Raw genomic sequence first — 19,754 nt, 5'->3', positions numbered from 1 at the left:
TCTGGCCGTGGTTCCTACCTATTTCGCCCCCTAAAACTGTCCGAAGTATTGAGATACTCAGAGTCAGAGAAAAATCTACTCATTACCTCTTTGGATAAAAACCTAATCGTAAATATACGATTTATTTTGGAAACGGTTTCAGACCTTAATACTTCTGACACCTTAAAATCATATCCAAATGAGCCGCCATATGACTTCAAGATAGGCATCATAGCGTCACGATATGCTTGGTAGATATTATCATTACCCACATCAAGACCTACTACCATCTCATACATAATATCAACTCCAAGCCCAATCTCGAATGACCACTACATATCTACCCATCCCCTTTTCATCCGACTGGCAATAGGTCGTCCATTCATGTGCTTGAGAATCACCTCCATCAAAAAGCACTATAAATCTCTACTATTTATATATAAGGCGCGCCCACTATTCTGCCATACATTAAAAATCCACCAGCCGCATCCCCCACGGATTATAGATTACACACCTTTAAACCAAGATCAATTTAATCACAACCAGCAATAGCAAACCACCCTACAAAAACGCTTTAACGAAGGTTTTCTTATGAAAAACTGGAAGGCAAATGAAATTGTAAAATACGAGAATGGAATTATTTTTTGACTTTAGTAACCCTGCCAAATTGACCATGGTCACCACACCTTTTCTATCATCGTAACGTGTGGACGTTGGATATGGGGAGAGTCTTGTTAACAAGAGCTCCGCCCAAGCTATTACTAATCAAAAACCTAGATTACCAGCATATGCGACACACGCTTCCCCACCAGAAATTCTAGCAGGCTCCAATAATTGAACATTTTTCTTGGCCGGGCATTAATACGAAATACCGCATCGTCAATCTGGTTTTTCGGCAGCTTGCCAATTTCCATCCCTTTTGGGAAGAAACGCCTCAGCAAACCATTGGTATTTTCGTTCAACCCGCGCTCCCATGAATGATACGGCTTGGCAACATAGATATTGCAGCCTAGTTTCCGCGCGATCGACTGGTGGCCCACGAATTCGCCGCCGTTGTCGAAGGTTATGGTTTTACACACAGCCTGATAAGACTTCAACATCTGCTTGATGGCACGGCTCAGTATCTTCTTACTCTTATCTGATGCTCTGCGCGTGAATAACAATTTGGGGACTCGCTCAACCAAGGTCACCAGATAGCCACCTTGACCATAAACTATGTCGCCCCCAGTGCCCGAGCTCTATGCTGTCATCAGCAATCGCCGGACGTTCGTCAATACAGATACATCCTGGAATTAGCTTCACTCCAGCCTCAGGGCGCTTGCGGTAAAGATTACCTTTTCGCGGCAGGTGTGGCCGCCAGTTGAACCCTCTAACCTACCGATTAGCGGTTGAACAACAGACTGCTTTGTCACACTTCTCAAGCCGCGTGCGTCCGTCAATTTGTTCGGGACTTGCGTTTTTTACCTGGTGGTCGATTTGCACTTTCATGGCGAAATCAAACTTAGTGTACTTACGCGATCCGTGCCGCCGTTGTAGCATCTGTCGGTGAACGCTCTCCGCACTGTAAGGGCCACAGCGGTTTAGCTCGCGGGAAATGGTTTTGTTGGAACGACTGAGTTGTTGCGTAATGGCTCGGGCTGAATAGTTCTGCCCGCTGAGGACTTCGATCCGCATTTGGGGCCATATGGGTCCTAGTTTTAATCCAGTTGGGTTGGCGCAAGCTCTCCACGAAGACGGGATAACTCAAGCTTCATAGAATAAGGCCTCTACAAAGTGGAATACGCCCCCTCATAAACTTCTGAGGGGCCATATTCCTAAATGACTTATTCAATATTACAAACAAATAGCCTGCTCTTGGCGACGCTCAGAATCCGTAGGTATTTTTGAATCCTTCTGCCAATCAACCATTCGAGCAATAAACCAAATAAACGGTTCGATCTGGCCATTTAACACACAGCTGCCCGTGCAAACACTCTGCAACAATCCCTGTGCATCGGATAGACGCAAGGCGGAAACTGACTCCTTGTTTGTGAAAACCATAGAACACCCTGGCACACCAGAGATCGTATGATCACTCAATGTGACGTTTCCGTCATAGGACAAAATCCTGATTGGCTCATCTTGCCCGGAAATACTGACGGACAAAGCTAAGTTGGGCCTTTCTATTGATACCCTGGCCAGGTATTTTCTAAGGTATTGAGAAAAAGCACTTGCCCAGCTCTCCACTTGGGTGATCGCCTGATCTATATCCAAGGGCTCATCTTTAACCACCGGCTGCTGGGAATCGACTTGTCGCTCTGCCTCAATCAGGGCTTGCAGGGTCCTATCAACATCCTCCTTTGTATGAGCAGCCGAGCAGATGAACCTGAGACGACCCCGCCCGCTCTCCACTATGGGGTAAGTGACCGCCGACGTTTGAATACCGCGTTTGTACAATGCCTGCACTATGGCAAATAGCGTATCTTTATCGCCAAAATGCGGAGTAACGATAGGTCCATCCCCGCTCCCCAGATCATATCCAGCCTGTTCAAATTTCTGGCGCATATATCGGGTGGTATCCCAAAGTCGCTCCCGCAACCCATCATCAAATCGGAGCCTACGCAAGGCGGTAAGTGCAGCAGCAATATCTGCGGGACTAACCGAAGCTTGAAAAATGTATGCCCTTGCTGATGATTTCAGCAGATTGACATATTCTCGCTTCGCGGCAACCACACCGCCGAGGCTGCCGAGTGCCTTGCTGAGCGTTGTCATTATAAAATCTACCTGATCGGTAATGCCCTGGGCCGCACAAATCCCCGCACCGCCCTCACCATAAAAGCCAAACGAATGCGCTTCATCCACCAAAACCAGTGCGTTGTATTTCTTGGCTGTGCGCACTATTTCAGCAACCGGGGCTGCACCCTCACCCATACTGTAAACGCCTTCAAGCACCACTAGGGTGGTGCGGTAGGGAGATACCTCAGACTCCAACACAGTCCCCAGGTCGCTGGCACTGTTATGTTTGAATGTCCTGATCTTTGCACCACACAAGCGGGCTCCATCGACAATAGAGGCATGGCACAGCTGGTCTATTACCACTACGTCATCTTTGCCCAGAAGCCCCGCAACCACGCCGACATTGGCCGTATACCCTGTCGGGAACAAACAGGCCCCTGACTTCCCAACCAAATCGGCAAATTCTGTTTCGAATTGAAGGTGTAGATCTGTTAACCCCGATGCCGCCGCAGAGGTGCCCATTCCAGTACCAAAGCGCTTTACGGCCGTTGACGCCTGCTCGATAACTTCCGCATCCCGATTCAAGCCAAGATACAGGTTGGTTGTCCAAATAATCGCCTCTTGCGCATCATCGTTATACACGTCGGTCACCGTTCCACGAGTACCGCTGCCGGTACTCAATACCTTGCTATATGGATTCCTGCGCTGTTCATTGACCATGGATATCACTACCTGCACCAGCTTGCTCTTATCTGAAGCGGACCAGGCAGGAGCGTTCGCAGCCTGAAAGGTTGGATGGCTTGCTTGAAGTTGAGATTGAAAACTGGCAAGTGAATCTTTGGCCGCACTGGCTATCTGATCAGATGTCGCGCTAGCAACCTTATTACTCATCATAGTGAGGATATAGCTCGCCAGTAGTTTTGGCGTGGGGTAATCGATAATCGCTTGTGGTGATAGGGTTCGCTTCAAGTAATGGCTCAATCGACTGGCCAATTCTAGGGTTGTTAACGAATCCAGTCCCTGCTCATCAAGTGGCAGCTCAGGTAGAACTGTTTGCGGATCAAGATGATTAAGGAGCGAGGCTACTGCTCCCTGGATAATTGAAATCATCCCCACCTCACAAGTTGGTGATCCGATGAGGCTCTCAATTAGCTCGTCACCAGATCTGCCAACTCCGTCATTGGTCGCAGCATTGTCAACCTGCGAATTAAAGTGGCCCTCCCCCAAGCGCTGAAGATTGTTACGATCAAGCTTGCGATTAGGTAATAAAGGCAACGCTTGCAGGTGCCGTACAAATTGGGGAATCATATAATTTGGCAGCCGCTGGCCAAGGAATTGTTTTACCGCAGCCTCTGTTACTGTTTTATCCCCGCTGACTATATAAGCAACCAGCATTTTTTGCCCGACTGCGCTATCGATCACTGTAGTGGCTGCAACATCAATACCGGGCATCGACTCAAGTATCGACTCGATTTCCTCAAGCTCAATGCGAAAACCCCTGATTTTCACTTGCTGATCAACTCGCCCCAGGTATTCAATGTCTCCGCTATCCGTCCAGCGGCACAGATCTCCCGTTTTATACAGTCGACGATCCGTGATCAAGCCGCTAGCTGCTGGCTCAATAAACCGCGCTCTGGTTAAGGCATCATCATGTAAATAGCCACGTGCCAGTTTATTACCGGCTAAATACAACTCTCCCGCTTCACCAGGAGCGACCGGCTGCATTGCATTATCTAAAATATAGGATCGCGAGTAAGATACCGATCTACCAATAGTAATTTCATGGCGCTCGGGGGTAATCTCAATGTATGTTGAATAGACAGTATCCTCTGTGGGGCCATATACATTGATTATCCGTGGTTTCACCTCGCACGCATAAATCTGATCAACCAGTGACGGCTTAAGTACCTCACCTCCAAAAATAAAACAGCGAATCCCTTCAGGCAGTTTTTCAACCGAAAGCAGCGCCTGGATTGCAGACGGGACAGTGATACAAGTTCGCACTTTCTCCAAGGACGGAATCCCTGGCATTGCGAGAATATTCTTTGCCAATATTACGGTCCCCCCCAGAGATAGAGTCCCAATTATTTCCATCACCGAGGGATCAAAACAGACAGAGGTTGCAGCAAGTACACCGTCAAGCTCTTCAATACTTAACAACTCACTCATGGACTGGCTCAAGGCCACAAGACTAGAGTGCTCTACAGCAACGCCTTTTGGTATTCCCGTTGAACCAGAAGTGTAGATAACATAAGCCAAGTCATTCGCACTCGGCCCCGCTATTCCAGTTAGCGAGTTGGCCGCAGGCTCTGGCAACTCGTCAATCCATAGCAATTCACTTACCCCAAGGCATAGATTTGCGGCATGGTCAGTATCAACAATGGCTGCCTGTGCACGAGAGTGTTCGAGCATATATCGCACCCGTTCCTGCGGGTAGGCTGGATCTAAAGGCACATATGCACAGCCTGCGCGCATTACCCCGAGCAGAGCGGCAATCAGCTCCCAGGATCGATTCATGCACACCCCAACCAGGGAGCCGGGTAACACTCCACAGCTCTGAAGCTCGCCAGCAATAACATTTACCCGCTGCATCAGTCGAGTGAAGTTTATTTCCTGATTGCCATCGACAATAACTATTTGATCCGGATTTTTGAGTTTTTGTATTTCGATCAAATCACAGACTGTACCCCCTGTTGATACAGCGTCCGATTCTACCGACACCACGTCTCGGGACTGAGCTTGAGGTTTGTTTATTGAACTGCTCACTGAATACACCTTTTATACTTATTGAAAATCTGCAAACTATCGTTGAACTCAATTCGCAGTCTTTCAAATTCGGTCAAAATTTCCTATCGGTTTGAATTTTTCAAAACTTAAACACATTTTTTTTGATTTTGGCGGGAAATAATTTCACAATGTTGAACAGGAACAGCTATTTCTCCATCACTGGTTCAGGGTATTCAAGGGAATTGCAGAGCAACGAGTGCCTGCTTGGGAGGTAGACACGAAAGGTTGGGGAGGCCTTCAGGGGCGGATCATCAAGCCTGGTAGTGAGTATTTGATCGCTTTGTCTTTTAACTGCCAGTCGGACAATGTCCGCCATAACCATTAATTAGAACTGGATACCAGGGAAGGAATATCAGTCACAAAATAAAAATTCCAGGGGAGAAATCACAGCGAGCGAAATAAATGACTCGCTGCAATTAAAAATTCACTTTTGCTCAGCCACACCCGCAGCCCCCAAACGAGAGATACTGTTTTTCAACCAAACAAAACCCTGTGGTATATCTTTGCCCAGCATCAAGTAGAGGCAGGGCACCAACAATAGTGAAATGGCCGTTGCGGCAAGTATTCCATAGCCCAAAGAGATCGCCATTGGAATCATAAAACGCGCCTGGACCGAGCTTTCAAAAATCATCGGCATTAATCCGCAGAAAGTCGTGACAGTCGTCAGCACAATCGGCCGGAATCGGCGTGCTGCCGCGCCTTTAATGGCACTCTCTAGATCGGCGCCCTCATTGCGCAGACGGTTACTGTACTCAATCATTACCAGGGTATCGTTAATCACTACCCCGGCCAGCGCCACCATGCCCAGCAGGCTGACCATACTCAGGCCGAAGCCCATTCCCAAATGACCGAGCAGAGCGCCAATAACACCGAAGGGAATTGCCACCATTACGATCAGTGGCTGGACGTAGCTCTTTAGTGGGATCGCCAGCAACAGATACAATACCGCCATCGCCAAGGCAAATGTCATACCCAGGCTTGCCAAACCCTCGCGCTCCTCCGCCTGACGCCCCTCGTAGGAAATACTGAGCCCAGGAAATTCTGCCTTGAGTTGAGGGACTACGCTCTGCTCCAGCTCATTTATCACCAAGGTTGCCTGGTCACTGGGTTCCACATTAGCTGAAACCGTGGTTACCCTGCGACCGGCACGTCGATTAATTGTGGCGTATGCACGCCCCTTGTCGATTTCAACCAAATCTGGCAAAGGCAGCCAGAGGCCATTACTGGCCTGGATCATAATGTCATTCACATCGTTCATCGTGACCCGCTCACTCTCTGGCAAACGCACCATCACTTTGACCTGGTCCCGGCCGCGTTGTTGACGCAGTGCCTCAGCACCGTAGAGTGCTGCACGCAGCTGACGTCCGATATCTTCCGCAGACATACCGAGGCTTTTGGCTGTTTCGGTGAGCGTTAAATCCAGTTGGGTTTTGCCGAGGGAGATCCCCGCATCGATATCACTGACATTGGGAAACTTTTCCAGCTCGTCACCCAGGCGTATGGCCGCCTTCTCCAGAGTCTCTGTATTGGTGTGGCGCAGCTCTACAGTCAGGGAGGAACCGGCACCGGGACCGCCTCTATCCGATGCGGTTGTTGCGCTGAGGGACCCAGCAATTACGCCCACTTCACGGCGCCAAGCGCGGACAAACTCACCGGTGGAGAATGGTCTCTGGTCTGCAGCGACAAAAAATGCATCCACCTGTATCGAGTCCCCCCCCATCAGGCCACGGATTCCGAGAAATACCTTATCGCGATCGTACTGCTCAAGTACCTTATCAGCAGCGGAGATAATTTGTGAACGGGCTTTTTCCAACTGGAACTGAGCGGTACCGGTGGGGAAAGTCACCGCGAAGCGACCTGAGTCACGTTCCACTCGCGGCATCAGAGTGAATCCCATACGACCACTAGCGGCATAACCACCCACAACTAGCAGAGCCGAAATGGCCACCGCGATCGTGGTGTAGCGATGCTTAATACACAAATCCAGAAACGGTCTGAATCGCTGCTGTACAAAGCGATCAAGGCTGCGGGCGAGTATTTTTTGCCGTGCCGCAAAGCGGCGTGCTCTGCGGCTTTTATAACCACGCCGAGAATGCGCCAGGTGTCCGGGCAAAATAAACAGGGCTTCCACCCAGGAAATAACAAATACCGAGCCCACCACAAAAGGAATCACACCGAAAATCTTACCCATAAATCCGGGCAGCGCCATCAGCGGAATAAAGGCTACGATGTTAGTCAGGATTGCAAAAGTTAAAGGTACAGACACCTGTCGCGCACCGGCGACGGCTGCTTGTAAATTGCTATAGCCCTTTTGACGCCACTCGTGAATATTTTCGCCGGCAATAATTGCATCATCCACCACAATACCCAGGGCGATGATAAAAGCGAACATACTCACCATGCTAATCGATATATCGAGACCGGGTAAAAAAAGCAGAGCCCCCAGAAAACTGGTAGGAATACCCAGGGTTACCCAAAAGGCCAGACGCAGTTCGAGGAAAGCTCCGAGTACAATAAAGACCAGCAAGAGACCGATAAAGCCGTTTTTTAACAACAGTGACAGGCGCTCTTTAAATACTTCTGAATCATCGTCACGAATAGTGAGTGATACACCCGGCGGAAGGCTACTCCGAACCTCATCGACAACTTCACGACTGGCAATACTCACGCTCATCGGTGTCTGATCACCCACTCGATAGATTTTAATGCTGATAGCCGGCTCGCCGTTAAACACCATGTTGCGAGCTTCTTCTTCGAGCGCATCGCTGATATTGGCAATATCCTGTAAATACACCGCGCCGCCACCGGTGCCTTGAGTCACCACGATATTGCCGAACTCCCGCGCCCAGTCGCGGCGCTCGGTTACCCTGACCAGAATCTCACCAGCATTGGATTTAACACTGCCTGTGGGAATATCCACGGCAGCGTTCTTTACGACATTGGCCACCGCTGGCAGAGTCAGGCCATAGCGACGTAAATCATCTCGGCGAATTTCAATGGCCACCTCTAAATCGCGCAACCCCATCGCTTCCAGCTGAGTGATGCCAGTGTGCGCTTCGAGCTTGTCATAAACCTGCATGGCCAAACCGCGGAGGTTTTTCTCGTCCAGGTTACCGTGCAACACCAAGTCCAATACATCGCGTTTGCGCTCGGCCAGACTTACCTGGGGTTGCTCAATATCCGAAGGGAAAGTGGTTACTGAGTCGATCGCTTGCTGAATATTTTGGTAGACCAAATTGGCATCGGCATCCCCCTCCAGCTCTAAGGTGAGAGAGGCACTGCCTTCCTTGGCTCTGGCTGTCATTTCCTTAATGCCGACCACCCCCTGCACAGCCTGCTCTGCGGCAACTAATACACCGCGTTCCACTTCCTCCGGGCTCGCACCGGGGTAAGAAATGGAGACACTGACTGTGTCCAGACTGAATTCCGGAAAGACTTCTTTTTTGACAATCAGTGAAAAAATCAGTCCACCAACCAGAAAAACCAGCATCAGCAGATTTGCCGTGACATGGTTGCGCGCCATCCACGCAATAGCGCCAGAGCGGGTATCGACCTCCGCATTCAATTTATCCTGCTCAGTCATCCGAACCCCCACCATTACGACCGTGCGACCCTTTTTTAGGTGAGTGCTCCGCGGAAGCGGCGGCATCTATCGCAGGCGGCGGCCCTTGTCGATTTATTTCACCCGCAATTCGCACTGGCATGCCTTCTGTGACAGTGATCAGGCGAGTGGTAACCAGGGTTTCACCCCCACTTAGCCCCTGCGCCAATACGGCGAAATCATCACTCATATAAGCGATTTCCACAGGCAGGACGACGGTGCGATTGTCGCGAACCACCCATACCTTATTTCCATCCTGCAAAGCAGTGAGTGGTATGCGGACACGCTCACCACCAGTCTGAGAGACAATCTCAACTCGCGCCAGATCATTCAGTAGAAGCTGCGGCTGGTTGGGGGCCTGAACCGACAACGGATCCTGCAACTCCACCAAAACACGGGCGAGGCGACCCTGCTCTTCCAGCACCGGAATTACCCGAACAAATTCTCCGCGCCGATATATATCCCGAGGCCACTGGCTGCCGTAAATACGTACTTCGATATCACCGCGCCCCAGCCGGTGTAACTGCGATGCGGGCACCTCTACGGCAATTTGAAAGCGATCGACACTGGCGAGGCTATAGAGTGTATCTCCCGGAGAAATGCGATCGCCCACGTCGACATCACGCGCCACTACCAGCGCATCAAAAGGCGCACGTACCTCGGTAAGACGAAGATCGCGCCGGGCCAACGCCACACTCGCCTCCGCCGACTGTACCACCGCCTCAGCAGCTGCCCGCTGCGGCTCGCGTAGCACCAGCGCGCGGTCGGCATCGGACAGAGTACTGCCTAGGAGTTCATACTCCTCCTCGGCCACTTGCTGATGCCCTTGTTCCTGCTGTAATTCAGCACGGCGTTCGGACAGGGTGCTCTGGGCAGTGCGCAGTGCCAGCTGGTAGGGCTCTTGGTCGACACGCAGAAGAATCTGTCCTTTTGGCAGCAAGGCACCGGGGCCCAAGTCATAATCGAGCCACTCCACCTGCCCCTCGACTTGAGGCTCCAGTTCCGCCTGTTCACGGGCAGTCACCTTACCCAAGGCGCTCAAGGTCACGGGGAAGCGGCCCTGCTCAGCAATCGCGACATCCACCGCGGGCGGCGGAGCCTTACGCTCTCCGCGATTAACCGAGGGTTTCTCCCGCATCATCCAGCTGGCAATCAGAAACGCCACAACCACCAGAATTATAGGTGTCAGCAAACGCCAGTTAAATTTCTGCAACATCAGTTATTTCCCTCAAAGTACAGCTCCAAGTCCACTGGATCGGGAGCGGGAAGGTTTTCCTGGGGAATCCCACCGGAAAGCGCACGATAAAGTGTTACTCGGTTTTCAATCAGTTCCCGTTCGGCGGACAGTATTTGTCGCGCCAGGCTCTGTTGTTCGTCTGTTGCCGTCAGCAAATTAAGGAAGTCGATGGTTCCTCGGGCATAAGATCGGCCCTGGCGCAGCACCAGCAGGTCTGCAAGGCGTTCGCGTTCACGCAGGTGGAGGAGTCGCTGTTCAATCAGCCGCTCTTGAATCAATGCCTGCTCTACTTCGGAGAGCGCCCCGTTGACAGTGTCGCGGTAGAGTCCCCAGCGTTCCTGCAAAACGGCATCCTGCTGATCCTTGGCAGATGCCAATGCACCGCCATCGAAGATCACCCCTTCGATAGAGGCCGCGATGGCCAGAAGCCAGTTTTCGGTAACATCACTGATCAAGCTGGTACCGTTGCTGGCGACCGCTGACAGGCTAAATATCGGCAGGCGATCCGCCCAGGCCTCATCGGCCAGGTGATAGCCCTGCAGAAGGCTTCTCTGCGCCGCCACAACATCCGGTCGGCGCAAAAGCAATTGTGATGGCACACCAGTCTGCGGCAATGCCGGCAAACGGGGCACCCCGGCCATCTCACGGATGCTGGCGTCGAGTTGTGCCACATTGATACCCAGCAGTGTCGATAATTGCACCTTCAGGGTGTCGATATCCGCAGCAGATTCATCCAGCTCCTGCTCAGATTGCTGAACCAACTGGCGTTGCTGTAAAACATCGGCAGCAACTGAGACGCCGCGGCCAAAACGCAGTTCCAATACCTTTAAGCTTTTGCGGTTGGTTTCCAACTGTTGCCGCAGTAACTGCCGCTGTCCCCACTGCTCCCGCAACTCAAGCCAAGTGGCCGCCACTTCGCTCGCCAGGGACAGGGCCGCAACCTGAAGGTTCTGCTCCTGGGCCAGATAACCCGCCTCTGCCGCACTGGCCCCGGCGCGCACCCGCCCCCACAGATCCACTTCATAACTGGCGGCAATACGGGTGCTCCAGCTATTACCTTCACTGGAGGAATCTGTGAACTCGCCCGAAGAGTAGCGTTGCTCGGTATTTTCAATGCTGGCGATCAGGCTGGGCCAGAGCCCCGACCGAGTGCCTCGCGCAATCGCTGCGGCTTGCTCCAGGCGCCAGTAAGTGGCCTGTAAACCGGGATTGTCTTGCAGTGCCAACTGCACCAAATGGTCCAGTTGCGGGTCTTCGAGATCCCGCCACCAACGCAAACTCGATGTGAAGGTACCGGATGCCCGAAAAGATTCCGGCAGACCCAAATTATCCGAGGGCTGGTTTGTCTGAATTGACTGGGAGCTACAGCTGACAAACAGCGGAACACAAATTGCCAAAATGCGGTAAAAGCACAAGAAATATCACCGAAATTAAACGTTTAATTCAAAAAAATAGAGATTTATTGCGCGCATTATCCGCCCCCCAAAACGACCCGCAATACGTTTTACTCTTGTTTACACACAACTTGAAAAATCCAAAGGAGAATTGCTGTCTGTAGGAGTGCTCCACAGCGGCGACTTCGGTATGATGCGGCACACTAAACTGAATAGTCACCGGGGTTTGACGCGGAGCTTATCCACAAAGTCTCCCCTGGGTTCACGGGTAGCCGGCCGTCTTAAACCGGACCCGTTGTACATTCCGGTGGAATTAATAACGGAAGAAGTAGAAGAGACAAACCATGAGTAAACATCAGCCCCTCGCCCATTGGGACGATATTTTGCTGCTGGACCAACAGCTGACTGACGAAGAGCGTATGGTGCGCGACACGGCACGTGAATACTGCCAAAGTAAACTGATGCCCAGAGTGTTGGAGGGCAATCGCCACGAAATCTTTGATCGCGAAATTATGACCGAGATGGGCGAATTAGGCCTGCTTGGTTCCACAATCGAAGGCTATGGTTGCGCAGGTCTCAACTACGTTTCCTACGGCTTGGTGGCGCGTGAAGTGGAGCGTGTCGACTCCGGCTATCGCTCTGCCATGAGCGTGCAATCCAGCCTGGTTATGCACCCCATTTACGCTTACGGCAGCGAAGAACAGAAGCAAAAGTACTTGCCGAAGCTGGCTACCGGCGAGTGGGTTGGCTGCTTTGGCCTGACTGAACCCGATGCAGGCTCCGACCCCGGCGGTATGAAGACCCGCGCCAAAAAAGTGGATGGCGGTTACCGCATCAGCGGCTCTAAGATGTGGATCACCAATAGTCCTATCGCCGATGTTTTTGTGATCTGGGCCAAAGATGATGAAGGTATCATTCGCGGCTTCGTGCTGGACAAAGGTATGGAAGGTTTGTCCGCACCGAAAATCGAGGGCAAATTTTCATTGCGCGCCTCCATCACCGGCGAAATTGTCATGGACAATGTCTTCGTACCGGAAGAAAACAAATTTCCCGATATCGGTGGCTTGCGCGGCCCCTTCGGCTGCCTGAACCGCGCCCGCTATGGCATCTCCTGGGGCGCCATGGGTGCCGGAGAATTCTGCTGGCACGCCGCACGCCAGTATGGTCTGGATCGCACCCAGTTCAACCGCCCATTGGCACAAACCCAGCTCTTCCAGAAGAAACTGGCCGATATGCAGACTGAAATCACTCTGGGCCTACAAGCCTCTCTGCGCGTAGGCCGCATCATGGATGAGAACAAACAGTTCGATCCCACCATGATCTCCCTGGTGAAGCGCAACAACTGTGGTAAAGCGTTGGACATCGCCCGTATCGCCCGTGACATGCACGGCGGCAACGGTATCTCCGATGAATTCCATGTGATTCGCCACGTGATGAACCTAGAAGCAGTCAATACCTATGAAGGTACCCACGACGTTCATGCACTGATCTTGGGGCGCGCCCAAACCGGCTTGCAGGCTTTCGTGTAACCAGCCCAAAGGCGCACCTGCGGCATTTGCCCGTGGATGCGCCTGCTTTTGCTCTCGCTGAAAAGGCTCTCTTCAGCTTTTTCAGTCGGGTTTGCGAGCATATCCGCAGACCCGCCATGACAAATCCAGCCGTTAATTGCTCGATTTGTGTCCCTCTGCGCCGCTTAGTAGCCTCCCGGAAAGTATCCCTTCATTACCCTATTTAGCTCCATTGCTGGCTACTCATTCCCGCCTGTTTCGAAGGCCTTCACCTGGATTGCACACAGGCCAATACCTAAAAAAACCAACAGAGATGCCACCCACTCCAGCGCATCAATTGACTCCCCCAAAAGCAGCCAGGAACCCATCAACCCAAATACCGGGACCAGCAGCCCAAAGGGCACTACATAAGAGGATGAGTAACGCCTGATCAAATCCCCCCACCAAATAAATGCGAGCAACCCGACACAAAAGCTCAGATACAAAATGGCACCCCATGTCTCCATTGATGCCCCCAGCAATACCGCAACCGGCCTTCGGGCTTCCAAAAAGTAGGACAAAATAAATAGGGGTATCGGCGGCACTAACGATGCCCAAATCATCACGTGCAGAATGTTCACATCTTTCATTTGTTTTAATATCAAGTTTGCTACTGCCCAAGACATACCGGACCCGATCAAGAGCGCAAAGCCTGTTATTGTTGTTGATCCCCCCCTATCTATATGAACAAAGAAAATTGCAAATCCAACGATCGCGATTAATAAGCCGATCAATTGTTGCCGACTCACCTTTTCGGAGAAAATGATACTGCTGAATATCAAGGTGAAAATCACTTGAGACTGGACCATCAAAGACGCAATTCCTGCCTGTGCATCTTCGCGCATTGCAAGATTCACAAGTACCGCAGAAAGGAGTTGCAGAAAAAACCCCACTAGAAACACATTTAACACAGAGGTTTTAGGGAAGGGAAAAAACCAAACAAAAGGCACTGAGATTAAAGCAAACCTCATAGCTGTCAGCATCAAGGGGGGGATATCAACCATTGCTACTTTAGCAATGGGGTAAACCATCCCAATTAACAGTGCGCAGATTAGGGCCTTTAGAAGGTTAGAAATGGGCATATTGGGTATTGAGCCAATTTAATCTCAACTTATCGCACTCCCCACCGATTTGGGCCTCGTCCCTTATTTTTAAGTGAACCGCACTGCGGTCAGTAGAATCGGAGGAAAATCTGCTAAATGCTCTTTAACGACAAACTTCGGGCGCAAATAAGCCGATAGACAAAAAATAGTAGCAGCAAACCCCACACTCAACTGGCTTAAGAGATACACCGTCAGACCCAACACAGGCGCTCAAGATTCACCAATTGCGCCAACTCACACTTCTCACCACAGGTCTGCGGCTCAATTACCTTCAAGTAAGTAGAAATGCTATTCTCCCCTGCCCGCCAATCTCTGGATGTAACGATGATATGGAAGAGCTGCTGCATTGGTTCGACTTGATCGGTATTGCGGTTTTTGCCTTCAGTGGTGTCCTCGCAGCAGGACACAAACAAATGGATTTATTCGGTGCCGTAGTCCTCGCCTGCGTTACTGCCACAGGTGGCGGCACCGTCAGGGACATCATCCTCAATATTCCCGTTTTCTGGCTGGAGCACACCTATTATTTGTGGATCGCCGCAATTACCGGTGTGGTGAGCTTTTACCTGATACGCTATCTAAGGGTCCCTATGCGCCTGCTTATGGTCGCAGACGCCATCGGACTTGCCGTGTTTGTCGTGATTGGGACCCAGAAAGTACTCGAAATGGGCTATTCCGCAACAATTGCTATCGTCATGGGAGTGATGACCGGAACCTTTGGTGGCGTCATTAGAGATGTACTCTCTGGCGATATCCCTCTACTCCTTAGACGGGAGATCTACGCCACGGCAGCACTGACCGGCGCTGCGGTTCTGGTGGCACTGGATGCCAGCGGCCAACTGCCACGTGAATTGGTGGTCGCCATTGCTGTTTTTGTGACTCTTGCGATCCGCCTGGCCGCGCTGCGCTGGAATCTCTCCGCCCCGGTCGCCCGCTTCGGACAAGATTGAACTGTTCGATGGCCTTGAACTTGAAACCTTACATTTGCTGTAACAGGAATCCTCTCTGTGCGAAAAGCTCGACTGCTCACCGCCTTTACCCTTCTCCTCACCTTGCTGATTGGAGCTTGCGAGCGCCCCACCCAAACCAACCAGAGTGGGGAGGTACAGCAGAAGCAATATGCCCGCCTGATAGCGAAACCCTGCTGGTTCAAGACGGATGATACCTGGCCCTTCACACAGTGTTTTATGATGGAGGTCCCCGAAGATTATCGGCATCCCGAGAAACGCAAAATTCGCTTTCCGGTAGTACGCTTTCGTGCCACCAATCCCGACCCCAGTAAAATTCCCCTGCTCCATCTGGGCGCCGGAGGTCCGGGGGCGAGCATGGGCTTGGAACCCGAAAACGCCAGTGATTGGCTGTGGCTTAATTACGCCGCCATGACGGTAGAGGATGGCCGGGATCTATTCGTGATTGACCCCAGAGGTACTGGCATGGCCCAACCGCGCCTGACCTGTAGCGAGTTTATCGAAGATGCCGATACTGCATTCCAACGTAACCTCTCCCCAGAAGAGGAGGCGCGCGTCTTTTCCTTTAGTATGGAACGCTGTTACAGCCGCCTAAGTAAGGGCTCTGATCTCGCCCAATACAATAGTTCCGTCATTGCCCGAGACGTGGACGAACTGAGAAAACTGTTCAAGCTGGACAAGTTTGACCTCTATGGCGTCTCCTACTCCTCCCGCTACGCCCTCACCGTGGCCCGCGATTACCCGGAATCAGTCCGCGCCCTGGTACTCAACAGTGCCGTATTCCCCAATATCGTTTACACCCAACAGTTGCCCCAAGATTCACTGGCCGCCTACGAGCGAGGATTGAAACACTGTATTGATGATGAAAAGTGCAACAGCCTCTACCCGGACTTGCGCCGCCGATTGGAAAACCTAGTGCAAACCCTAGACGAAAAACCACGCACGATTTCAATCAAGCATCGTTATTCCAAACAGCGCTACCCCTTTGTTCTCACAGGCCAACGGCTGCTAAGAGTGTTGTTCCAGGCGCTGTACAATGAGAACTTTTACAATGAATTGCCAAAGATGATCGAGGGCTTGGAGAGCAATAATGATGAGGGCCTGCAGCCTGCCCAGGAAGCCATCGCACACTTTATGGAAATCGTACTCGACCCCTATTTTGGCGATGCCGCCGGCGTCAGCCACTTTTGCTACGAAGAAGCCCCCTTTGTCAACTTTGATAAAGCCAAAGCGAGTGCCGCAGAAACAGGTATCCTTGGCGGTGCCGTGCGCTCAGATTTGAATCTATTACAAATCCAATGCCGTATTTGGGCCATCCCATCAGCACCACTTACTGAATCTCAAGCCATCGCCACGCCCGCCCCGGTGATAGTTCTGCACGGCGGCTTAGACCCAGTACTTGCCGCAAACGATGTAGATACCGCGCGCAAGGAGCTTCCCAATCATCAATGGCTGCTGTTCCCCAACCTGGCTCACGATATTATTTCTGCAAGTAATTGCGCAGAACGTGCCGTTGCGCGCTTTCTCGATAACCCCAAAGAAGATCAAACGGAAACCACAATGACCTGCCGCAAGGCGGAGCTGGCCGACCAATTGTCAACTCAGCAGGAATCGGATCAAGAACCCACAGAGTCACAGGCGGCAGAGGTGCCCGCTCCAGAAAGCGGCCAATAGCTCGTACGGTAACCACCGTTGTAGCAACGTGATTCACCAAGGAACCGAGTAAACGCAAATGGATGAGAGTAGCGACCGCGCCCTGTTAGAAGTCGCAGACTTATTGGCGCTAAAGAGCACTGCGACACCCGTAATATTGGACTGCCGTTACAATCTCGCAGACCCTGACAGCGGCAAGCGGGAATATCGCAACGGCCATATTCCCGGCGCTTATTACGCCAGTCTGCACCGGGATTTATCCGCTCCCTTGCAACGCTATGGCGGACGTCACCCCATGCCCAGCACCGCGCAATTCCAGCAATTTGCCCGCAATCTAGGGATCAACTCCGATACCGCCGTTATCGTCTACGACGAGAACCGTCTCGGCTTTGCCGCACGGGCCTGGTTCTTGTTTTTCTTTTTTGGCCACAAGCAGGTCAGTGTATTGAATGGCGGCCTTAAGGCCTGGCGCAATGCCGGAGAAACGCTCGATACCAAAGAGGCCGCACTGCCGCTAGGGGGAAATTTCAGTGCCCAGCCCAAAGAAAATCTACTGTTGCACTACGAAGCCGTGAAGGCTGGACTCAGCAAAGCCCAATGGCAACTGCTCGATGCCAGGGATAGCCAGCGCTTCGAGGGCCTTCAGGAGCCAATAGATCCCATTGCCGGACATATCCCCTCAGCGATCAATCGGCCCTGGCAAGATATCACTGATAAAAACAGTGATAAACTGAAATCTATTGCCGAATTAAAAGTGCAATTCGACAATCTGGCCGAGGGTAGACCACTGCTCAATTACTGTGGCTCCGGGGTTACTGCCTGCGTTAATTTTTACGCCCAGTACCTGGCTGGCCGCCGCGACTCCCTACTCTATCCCGGTAGCTGGAGTGACTGGTGTTCACATCAATAGCCGTGCCTGTGGCAACGGATTCGCATAACTGCCCCTGTAAAACAGCCTAAATTTTTTCTGCCTGTATCTGTGGAAAAGGAAAAATAATCAAGGGCCTCCCCGCCCAACCGGATTATGACCCCGAGCTGAGAGCTTGGTGTGGATGGCATGATTTTAAGGCTGCCCCGTCCAATTATTGGACGCTTAGAGCTGCCCGTACTCCAATACTATTTTCCCCACCATCCCTTCAGAAAACTGTTGTCAATACTAAAAACTGCTCAACGTATTAAACTCCCCCCGAAATCTGTCGCCCCGCCAGCTGGCCGTATCCAGAGCCAAAATAAATTTTGAAATATAGTCAGAGAAATTCTCCGCAATAAGAAGCTTTGTATCTTCATCTCGTCCAAATGCGATTATTTGACCAGGAACCCCTTTTGTATCTGGGTCAAAATCAATACCCATATGATTACCAGCCCAATCAAAAGTTAATGGAATCCAAGACTTGTTGGTATATAGAGGCTTTATATAGCCGTCAGGATTGGACTGCATATAATCCGCACAGTCCTCATTCATATACTCCTCATCCAACTCTCGCCAACTATCCCAACGCTGCGCGATGTCAGAGGTTGATAAAAATTGCGACTCAAAGAAAAGACCTAACCCCCGAAAAAACTGACCATTATGTACTGATAAAAATTCCTTTAAATCAGCTGGCAAAGCAACACCTACATGCTGCTCCAGCGCGTCTATTTCAGCTTCAGAGCAGCCCGGATTCAAGTCTATTTTTTTATTACAACCAAGTTGAAAAAGCTTCTCTTTTATAGCTCCCCATGAATCTTTCATATCTAGCATTCCATTATCCTCCGTTGTGAGATCAGCATACTATGGCCAATATGAGTCATCTATTGATCGTCTTACAGCCCACGGACTGTTGCTCCAACGCGGCTGGCAATGGTTACGTGCGCTAAATTTGTGTGCAATTAGCGGTAAAACAGGCACTGGCCGGGATCACAGGGTCACGTTTCGAGTGTGCCCTTTTGATATCCAAGCCACGCAAAAAAACAGCCCCAAAAACTGACAAATCAGAAGCAACTTTATGATCACCCTGGCTGCCGTTTCCTTGACTTGTCAAAATTTACAACAAGTACTTTTAAATCAACCGGTTGGATTGAAAGCACAGTGGAAATTGTGGATAGTGGTCAACGTGATAACGCTCCAACTGGCTCAATAGTGCCAAGTGAGTTTAGGACGATGGCATGCGTACCTGGATTTGTATCTGGTATTGCAACTATATGAATCACAGCTTTGTGACCACTGTATAAATATTAAGGGGAAATATGGAATTGGAAAATGACTTAAGGGAGTTTCTCTCGAAAGGAAATCAATTGGAGTATGACATTAGTTGCGCTGAACCTGGGCAAATTGGACTGTACCATCTCGATGAACTAAAGCCCGGTGTTGTATGGATTTATCCTGAATCAGATGATGGTTACTATGAAATCCCCGCAGTTGATCTTACCAGCAAGAATGATCATTACGCTCCAGAGTATCTTCTTCTATGGCTCCCCAATGAAAAAATGTATGGGGCGTGGGATTGCGACCACTTGGTTTTAACCGTATTCCCGGAAACTACCTGGAAGGAAATTGTTAAGAACCCCCTTCCGTATATAAATGCGCAATGGGAAGACGGCGGAGAAGTTTATGAACCCACCCACTACCCGCTAAAACCAGGATGTCCATATGACAAAGAGTGCTAACAGACAACGAAGTTTAGCAAACTGAAAAAGGAGGTTAGTTTCATAGCTGAATGCAGGCATCTTTTTAAAAGTACCTGCATTCAACTCTGAAGTGCATCACCCTTTAGGCTGCTGCAGCAGCCGTATA

The 19,754-nt window shown here is 50.9% G+C and carries 14 protein-coding genes; 5 read left to right on the top strand and 9 right to left on the bottom strand.

The features are described from left to right. Positions 1 to 14: 14 nt before the first annotated feature. From MO867_RS15565 to MO867_RS15535, 7 genes are all read right to left on the bottom strand, one after another. Positions 15 to 269, bottom strand: a complete 255-nt coding sequence (locus MO867_RS15565; RefSeq protein WP_256474094.1) for a DUF1330 domain-containing protein — start codon at positions 267 to 269, stop codon at positions 15 to 17. Between the two features lie 483 nt (positions 270 to 752). Then, positions 753 to 1,169 carry an IS30 family transposase gene (locus MO867_RS15560; protein WP_252470753.1) on the bottom strand — a complete coding sequence of 139 codons (417 nt, stop codon included), beginning with the start codon at positions 1,167 to 1,169 and terminating at the stop codon, positions 753 to 755. Between the two features lie 184 nt (positions 1,170 to 1,353). After that, positions 1,354 to 1,653, bottom strand: coding sequence for a hypothetical protein (locus tag MO867_RS15555; protein ID WP_252470751.1), 300 nt, complete (start codon positions 1,651 to 1,653; stop codon positions 1,354 to 1,356). Between the two features lie 159 nt (positions 1,654 to 1,812). Beyond that, complete coding sequence (locus MO867_RS15550) at positions 1,813 to 5,460, bottom strand: amino acid adenylation domain-containing protein (protein WP_252470749.1); 3,648 nt, start codon at positions 5,458 to 5,460, stop codon at positions 1,813 to 1,815. A 445-nt stretch (positions 5,461 to 5,905) separates the two neighbouring features. Continuing rightward, positions 5,906 to 9,064 (bottom strand): efflux RND transporter permease subunit, encoded by a 3,159-nt coding sequence (locus tag MO867_RS15545; protein ID WP_252470747.1) that lies wholly within the window; start codon positions 9,062 to 9,064, stop codon positions 5,906 to 5,908. Then, on the bottom strand, positions 9,057 to 10,298 hold the full coding sequence (locus tag MO867_RS15540; protein WP_252470744.1) for an efflux RND transporter periplasmic adaptor subunit: 1,242 nt from the start codon (positions 10,296 to 10,298) through the stop codon (positions 9,057 to 9,059). The genes MO867_RS15545 and MO867_RS15540 overlap by 8 nt, the downstream gene beginning before the upstream one ends. Further along, positions 10,298 to 11,734 carry an efflux transporter outer membrane subunit gene (locus tag MO867_RS15535; protein ID WP_252470742.1) on the bottom strand — a complete coding sequence of 479 codons (1,437 nt, stop codon included), beginning with the start codon at positions 11,732 to 11,734 and terminating at the stop codon, positions 10,298 to 10,300. Before MO867_RS15535 ends, MO867_RS15540 begins: the two co-directional genes overlap by 1 nt. Positions 11,735 to 12,057: 323 nt before the next feature. Between MO867_RS15535 and MO867_RS15530 the strand changes: the two genes are divergently transcribed. Further along, complete coding sequence (locus tag MO867_RS15530) at positions 12,058 to 13,242, top strand: acyl-CoA dehydrogenase (protein ID WP_252470740.1); 1,185 nt, start codon at positions 12,058 to 12,060, stop codon at positions 13,240 to 13,242. A gap of 218 nt (positions 13,243 to 13,460) precedes the next feature. Here the strand turns inward: MO867_RS15530 and MO867_RS15525 are convergent, their stop codons facing one another. Continuing rightward, on the bottom strand, positions 13,461 to 14,342 hold the full coding sequence (locus MO867_RS15525; protein WP_256474089.1) for a DMT family transporter: 882 nt from the start codon (positions 14,340 to 14,342) through the stop codon (positions 13,461 to 13,463). Between the two features lie 350 nt (positions 14,343 to 14,692). Here MO867_RS15525 and MO867_RS15520 point away from each other — a divergent pair, with 350 nt between their 5' ends. From MO867_RS15520 to MO867_RS15510, 3 genes are read left to right on the top strand one after another with little or no spacing between them, the layout of a single operon-like run. Then, on the top strand, positions 14,693 to 15,310 hold the full coding sequence (locus MO867_RS15520) for a trimeric intracellular cation channel family protein (protein WP_252470738.1): 618 nt from the start codon (positions 14,693 to 14,695) through the stop codon (positions 15,308 to 15,310). A 57-nt stretch (positions 15,311 to 15,367) separates the two neighbouring features. Next, positions 15,368 to 17,002 (top strand): alpha/beta fold hydrolase, encoded by a 1,635-nt coding sequence (locus MO867_RS15515; RefSeq protein WP_252470736.1) that lies wholly within the window; start codon positions 15,368 to 15,370, stop codon positions 17,000 to 17,002. A 58-nt stretch (positions 17,003 to 17,060) separates the two neighbouring features. Next, a complete protein-coding gene (locus MO867_RS15510; RefSeq protein WP_252470734.1) occupies positions 17,061 to 17,891 on the top strand; it encodes a sulfurtransferase in 831 nt (276 codons plus the stop codon). A 246-nt stretch (positions 17,892 to 18,137) separates the two neighbouring features. Here the strand turns inward: MO867_RS15510 and MO867_RS15505 are convergent, their stop codons facing one another. After that, on the bottom strand, positions 18,138 to 18,713 hold the full coding sequence (locus tag MO867_RS15505; RefSeq protein ID WP_252470732.1) for an SMI1/KNR4 family protein: 576 nt from the start codon (positions 18,711 to 18,713) through the stop codon (positions 18,138 to 18,140). Between the two features lie 494 nt (positions 18,714 to 19,207). Between MO867_RS15505 and MO867_RS15500 the strand changes: the two genes are divergently transcribed. Then, a complete protein-coding gene (locus MO867_RS15500) occupies positions 19,208 to 19,627 on the top strand; it encodes a hypothetical protein (RefSeq protein ID WP_252470730.1) in 420 nt (139 codons plus the stop codon). The last annotated feature ends 127 nt before the right edge of the window (positions 19,628 to 19,754 follow it).

This window comes from Microbulbifer okhotskensis, assembly GCF_023895975.1.
Lineage (GTDB): Bacteria > Pseudomonadota > Gammaproteobacteria > Pseudomonadales > Cellvibrionaceae > Microbulbifer > Microbulbifer okhotskensis.
Note: the sequence above shows the minus strand (reverse complement) of the source record. Positions and strands in the feature narration are given on the sequence as shown.

Excerpts from the sequence above, each read along its gene's own strand:
- MO867_RS15565 (WP_256474094.1), bottom strand. The coding sequence starts at position 269 with ATGGTAGTAGGTCTTGATGTGGGTAATGATAATATCTACCAAGCATAT.
- MO867_RS15555 (WP_252470751.1), bottom strand. The coding sequence starts at position 1,653 with ATGCGGATCGAAGTCCTCAGCGGGCAGAACTATTCAGCCCGAGCCATT.
- MO867_RS15545 (WP_252470747.1), bottom strand. The coding sequence starts at position 9,064 with ATGACTGAGCAGGATAAATTGAATGCGGAGGTCGATACCCGCTCTGGC.
- MO867_RS15540 (WP_252470744.1), bottom strand. The coding sequence starts at position 10,298 with ATGTTGCAGAAATTTAACTGGCGTTTGCTGACACCTATAATTCTGGTG.
- MO867_RS15530 (WP_252470740.1), top strand. The coding sequence starts at position 12,058 with ATGAGTAAACATCAGCCCCTCGCCCATTGGGACGATATTTTGCTGCTG.
- MO867_RS15525 (WP_256474089.1), bottom strand. The coding sequence starts at position 14,342 with ATGCCCATTTCTAACCTTCTAAAGGCCCTAATCTGCGCACTGTTAATT.
- MO867_RS15520 (WP_252470738.1), top strand. The coding sequence starts at position 14,693 with ATGGAAGAGCTGCTGCATTGGTTCGACTTGATCGGTATTGCGGTTTTT.
- MO867_RS15510 (WP_252470734.1), top strand. The coding sequence starts at position 17,061 with ATGGATGAGAGTAGCGACCGCGCCCTGTTAGAAGTCGCAGACTTATTG.
- MO867_RS15505 (WP_252470732.1), bottom strand. The coding sequence starts at position 18,713 with ATGAAAGATTCATGGGGAGCTATAAAAGAGAAGCTTTTTCAACTTGGT.
- MO867_RS15500 (WP_252470730.1), top strand. The coding sequence starts at position 19,208 with ATGGAATTGGAAAATGACTTAAGGGAGTTTCTCTCGAAAGGAAATCAA.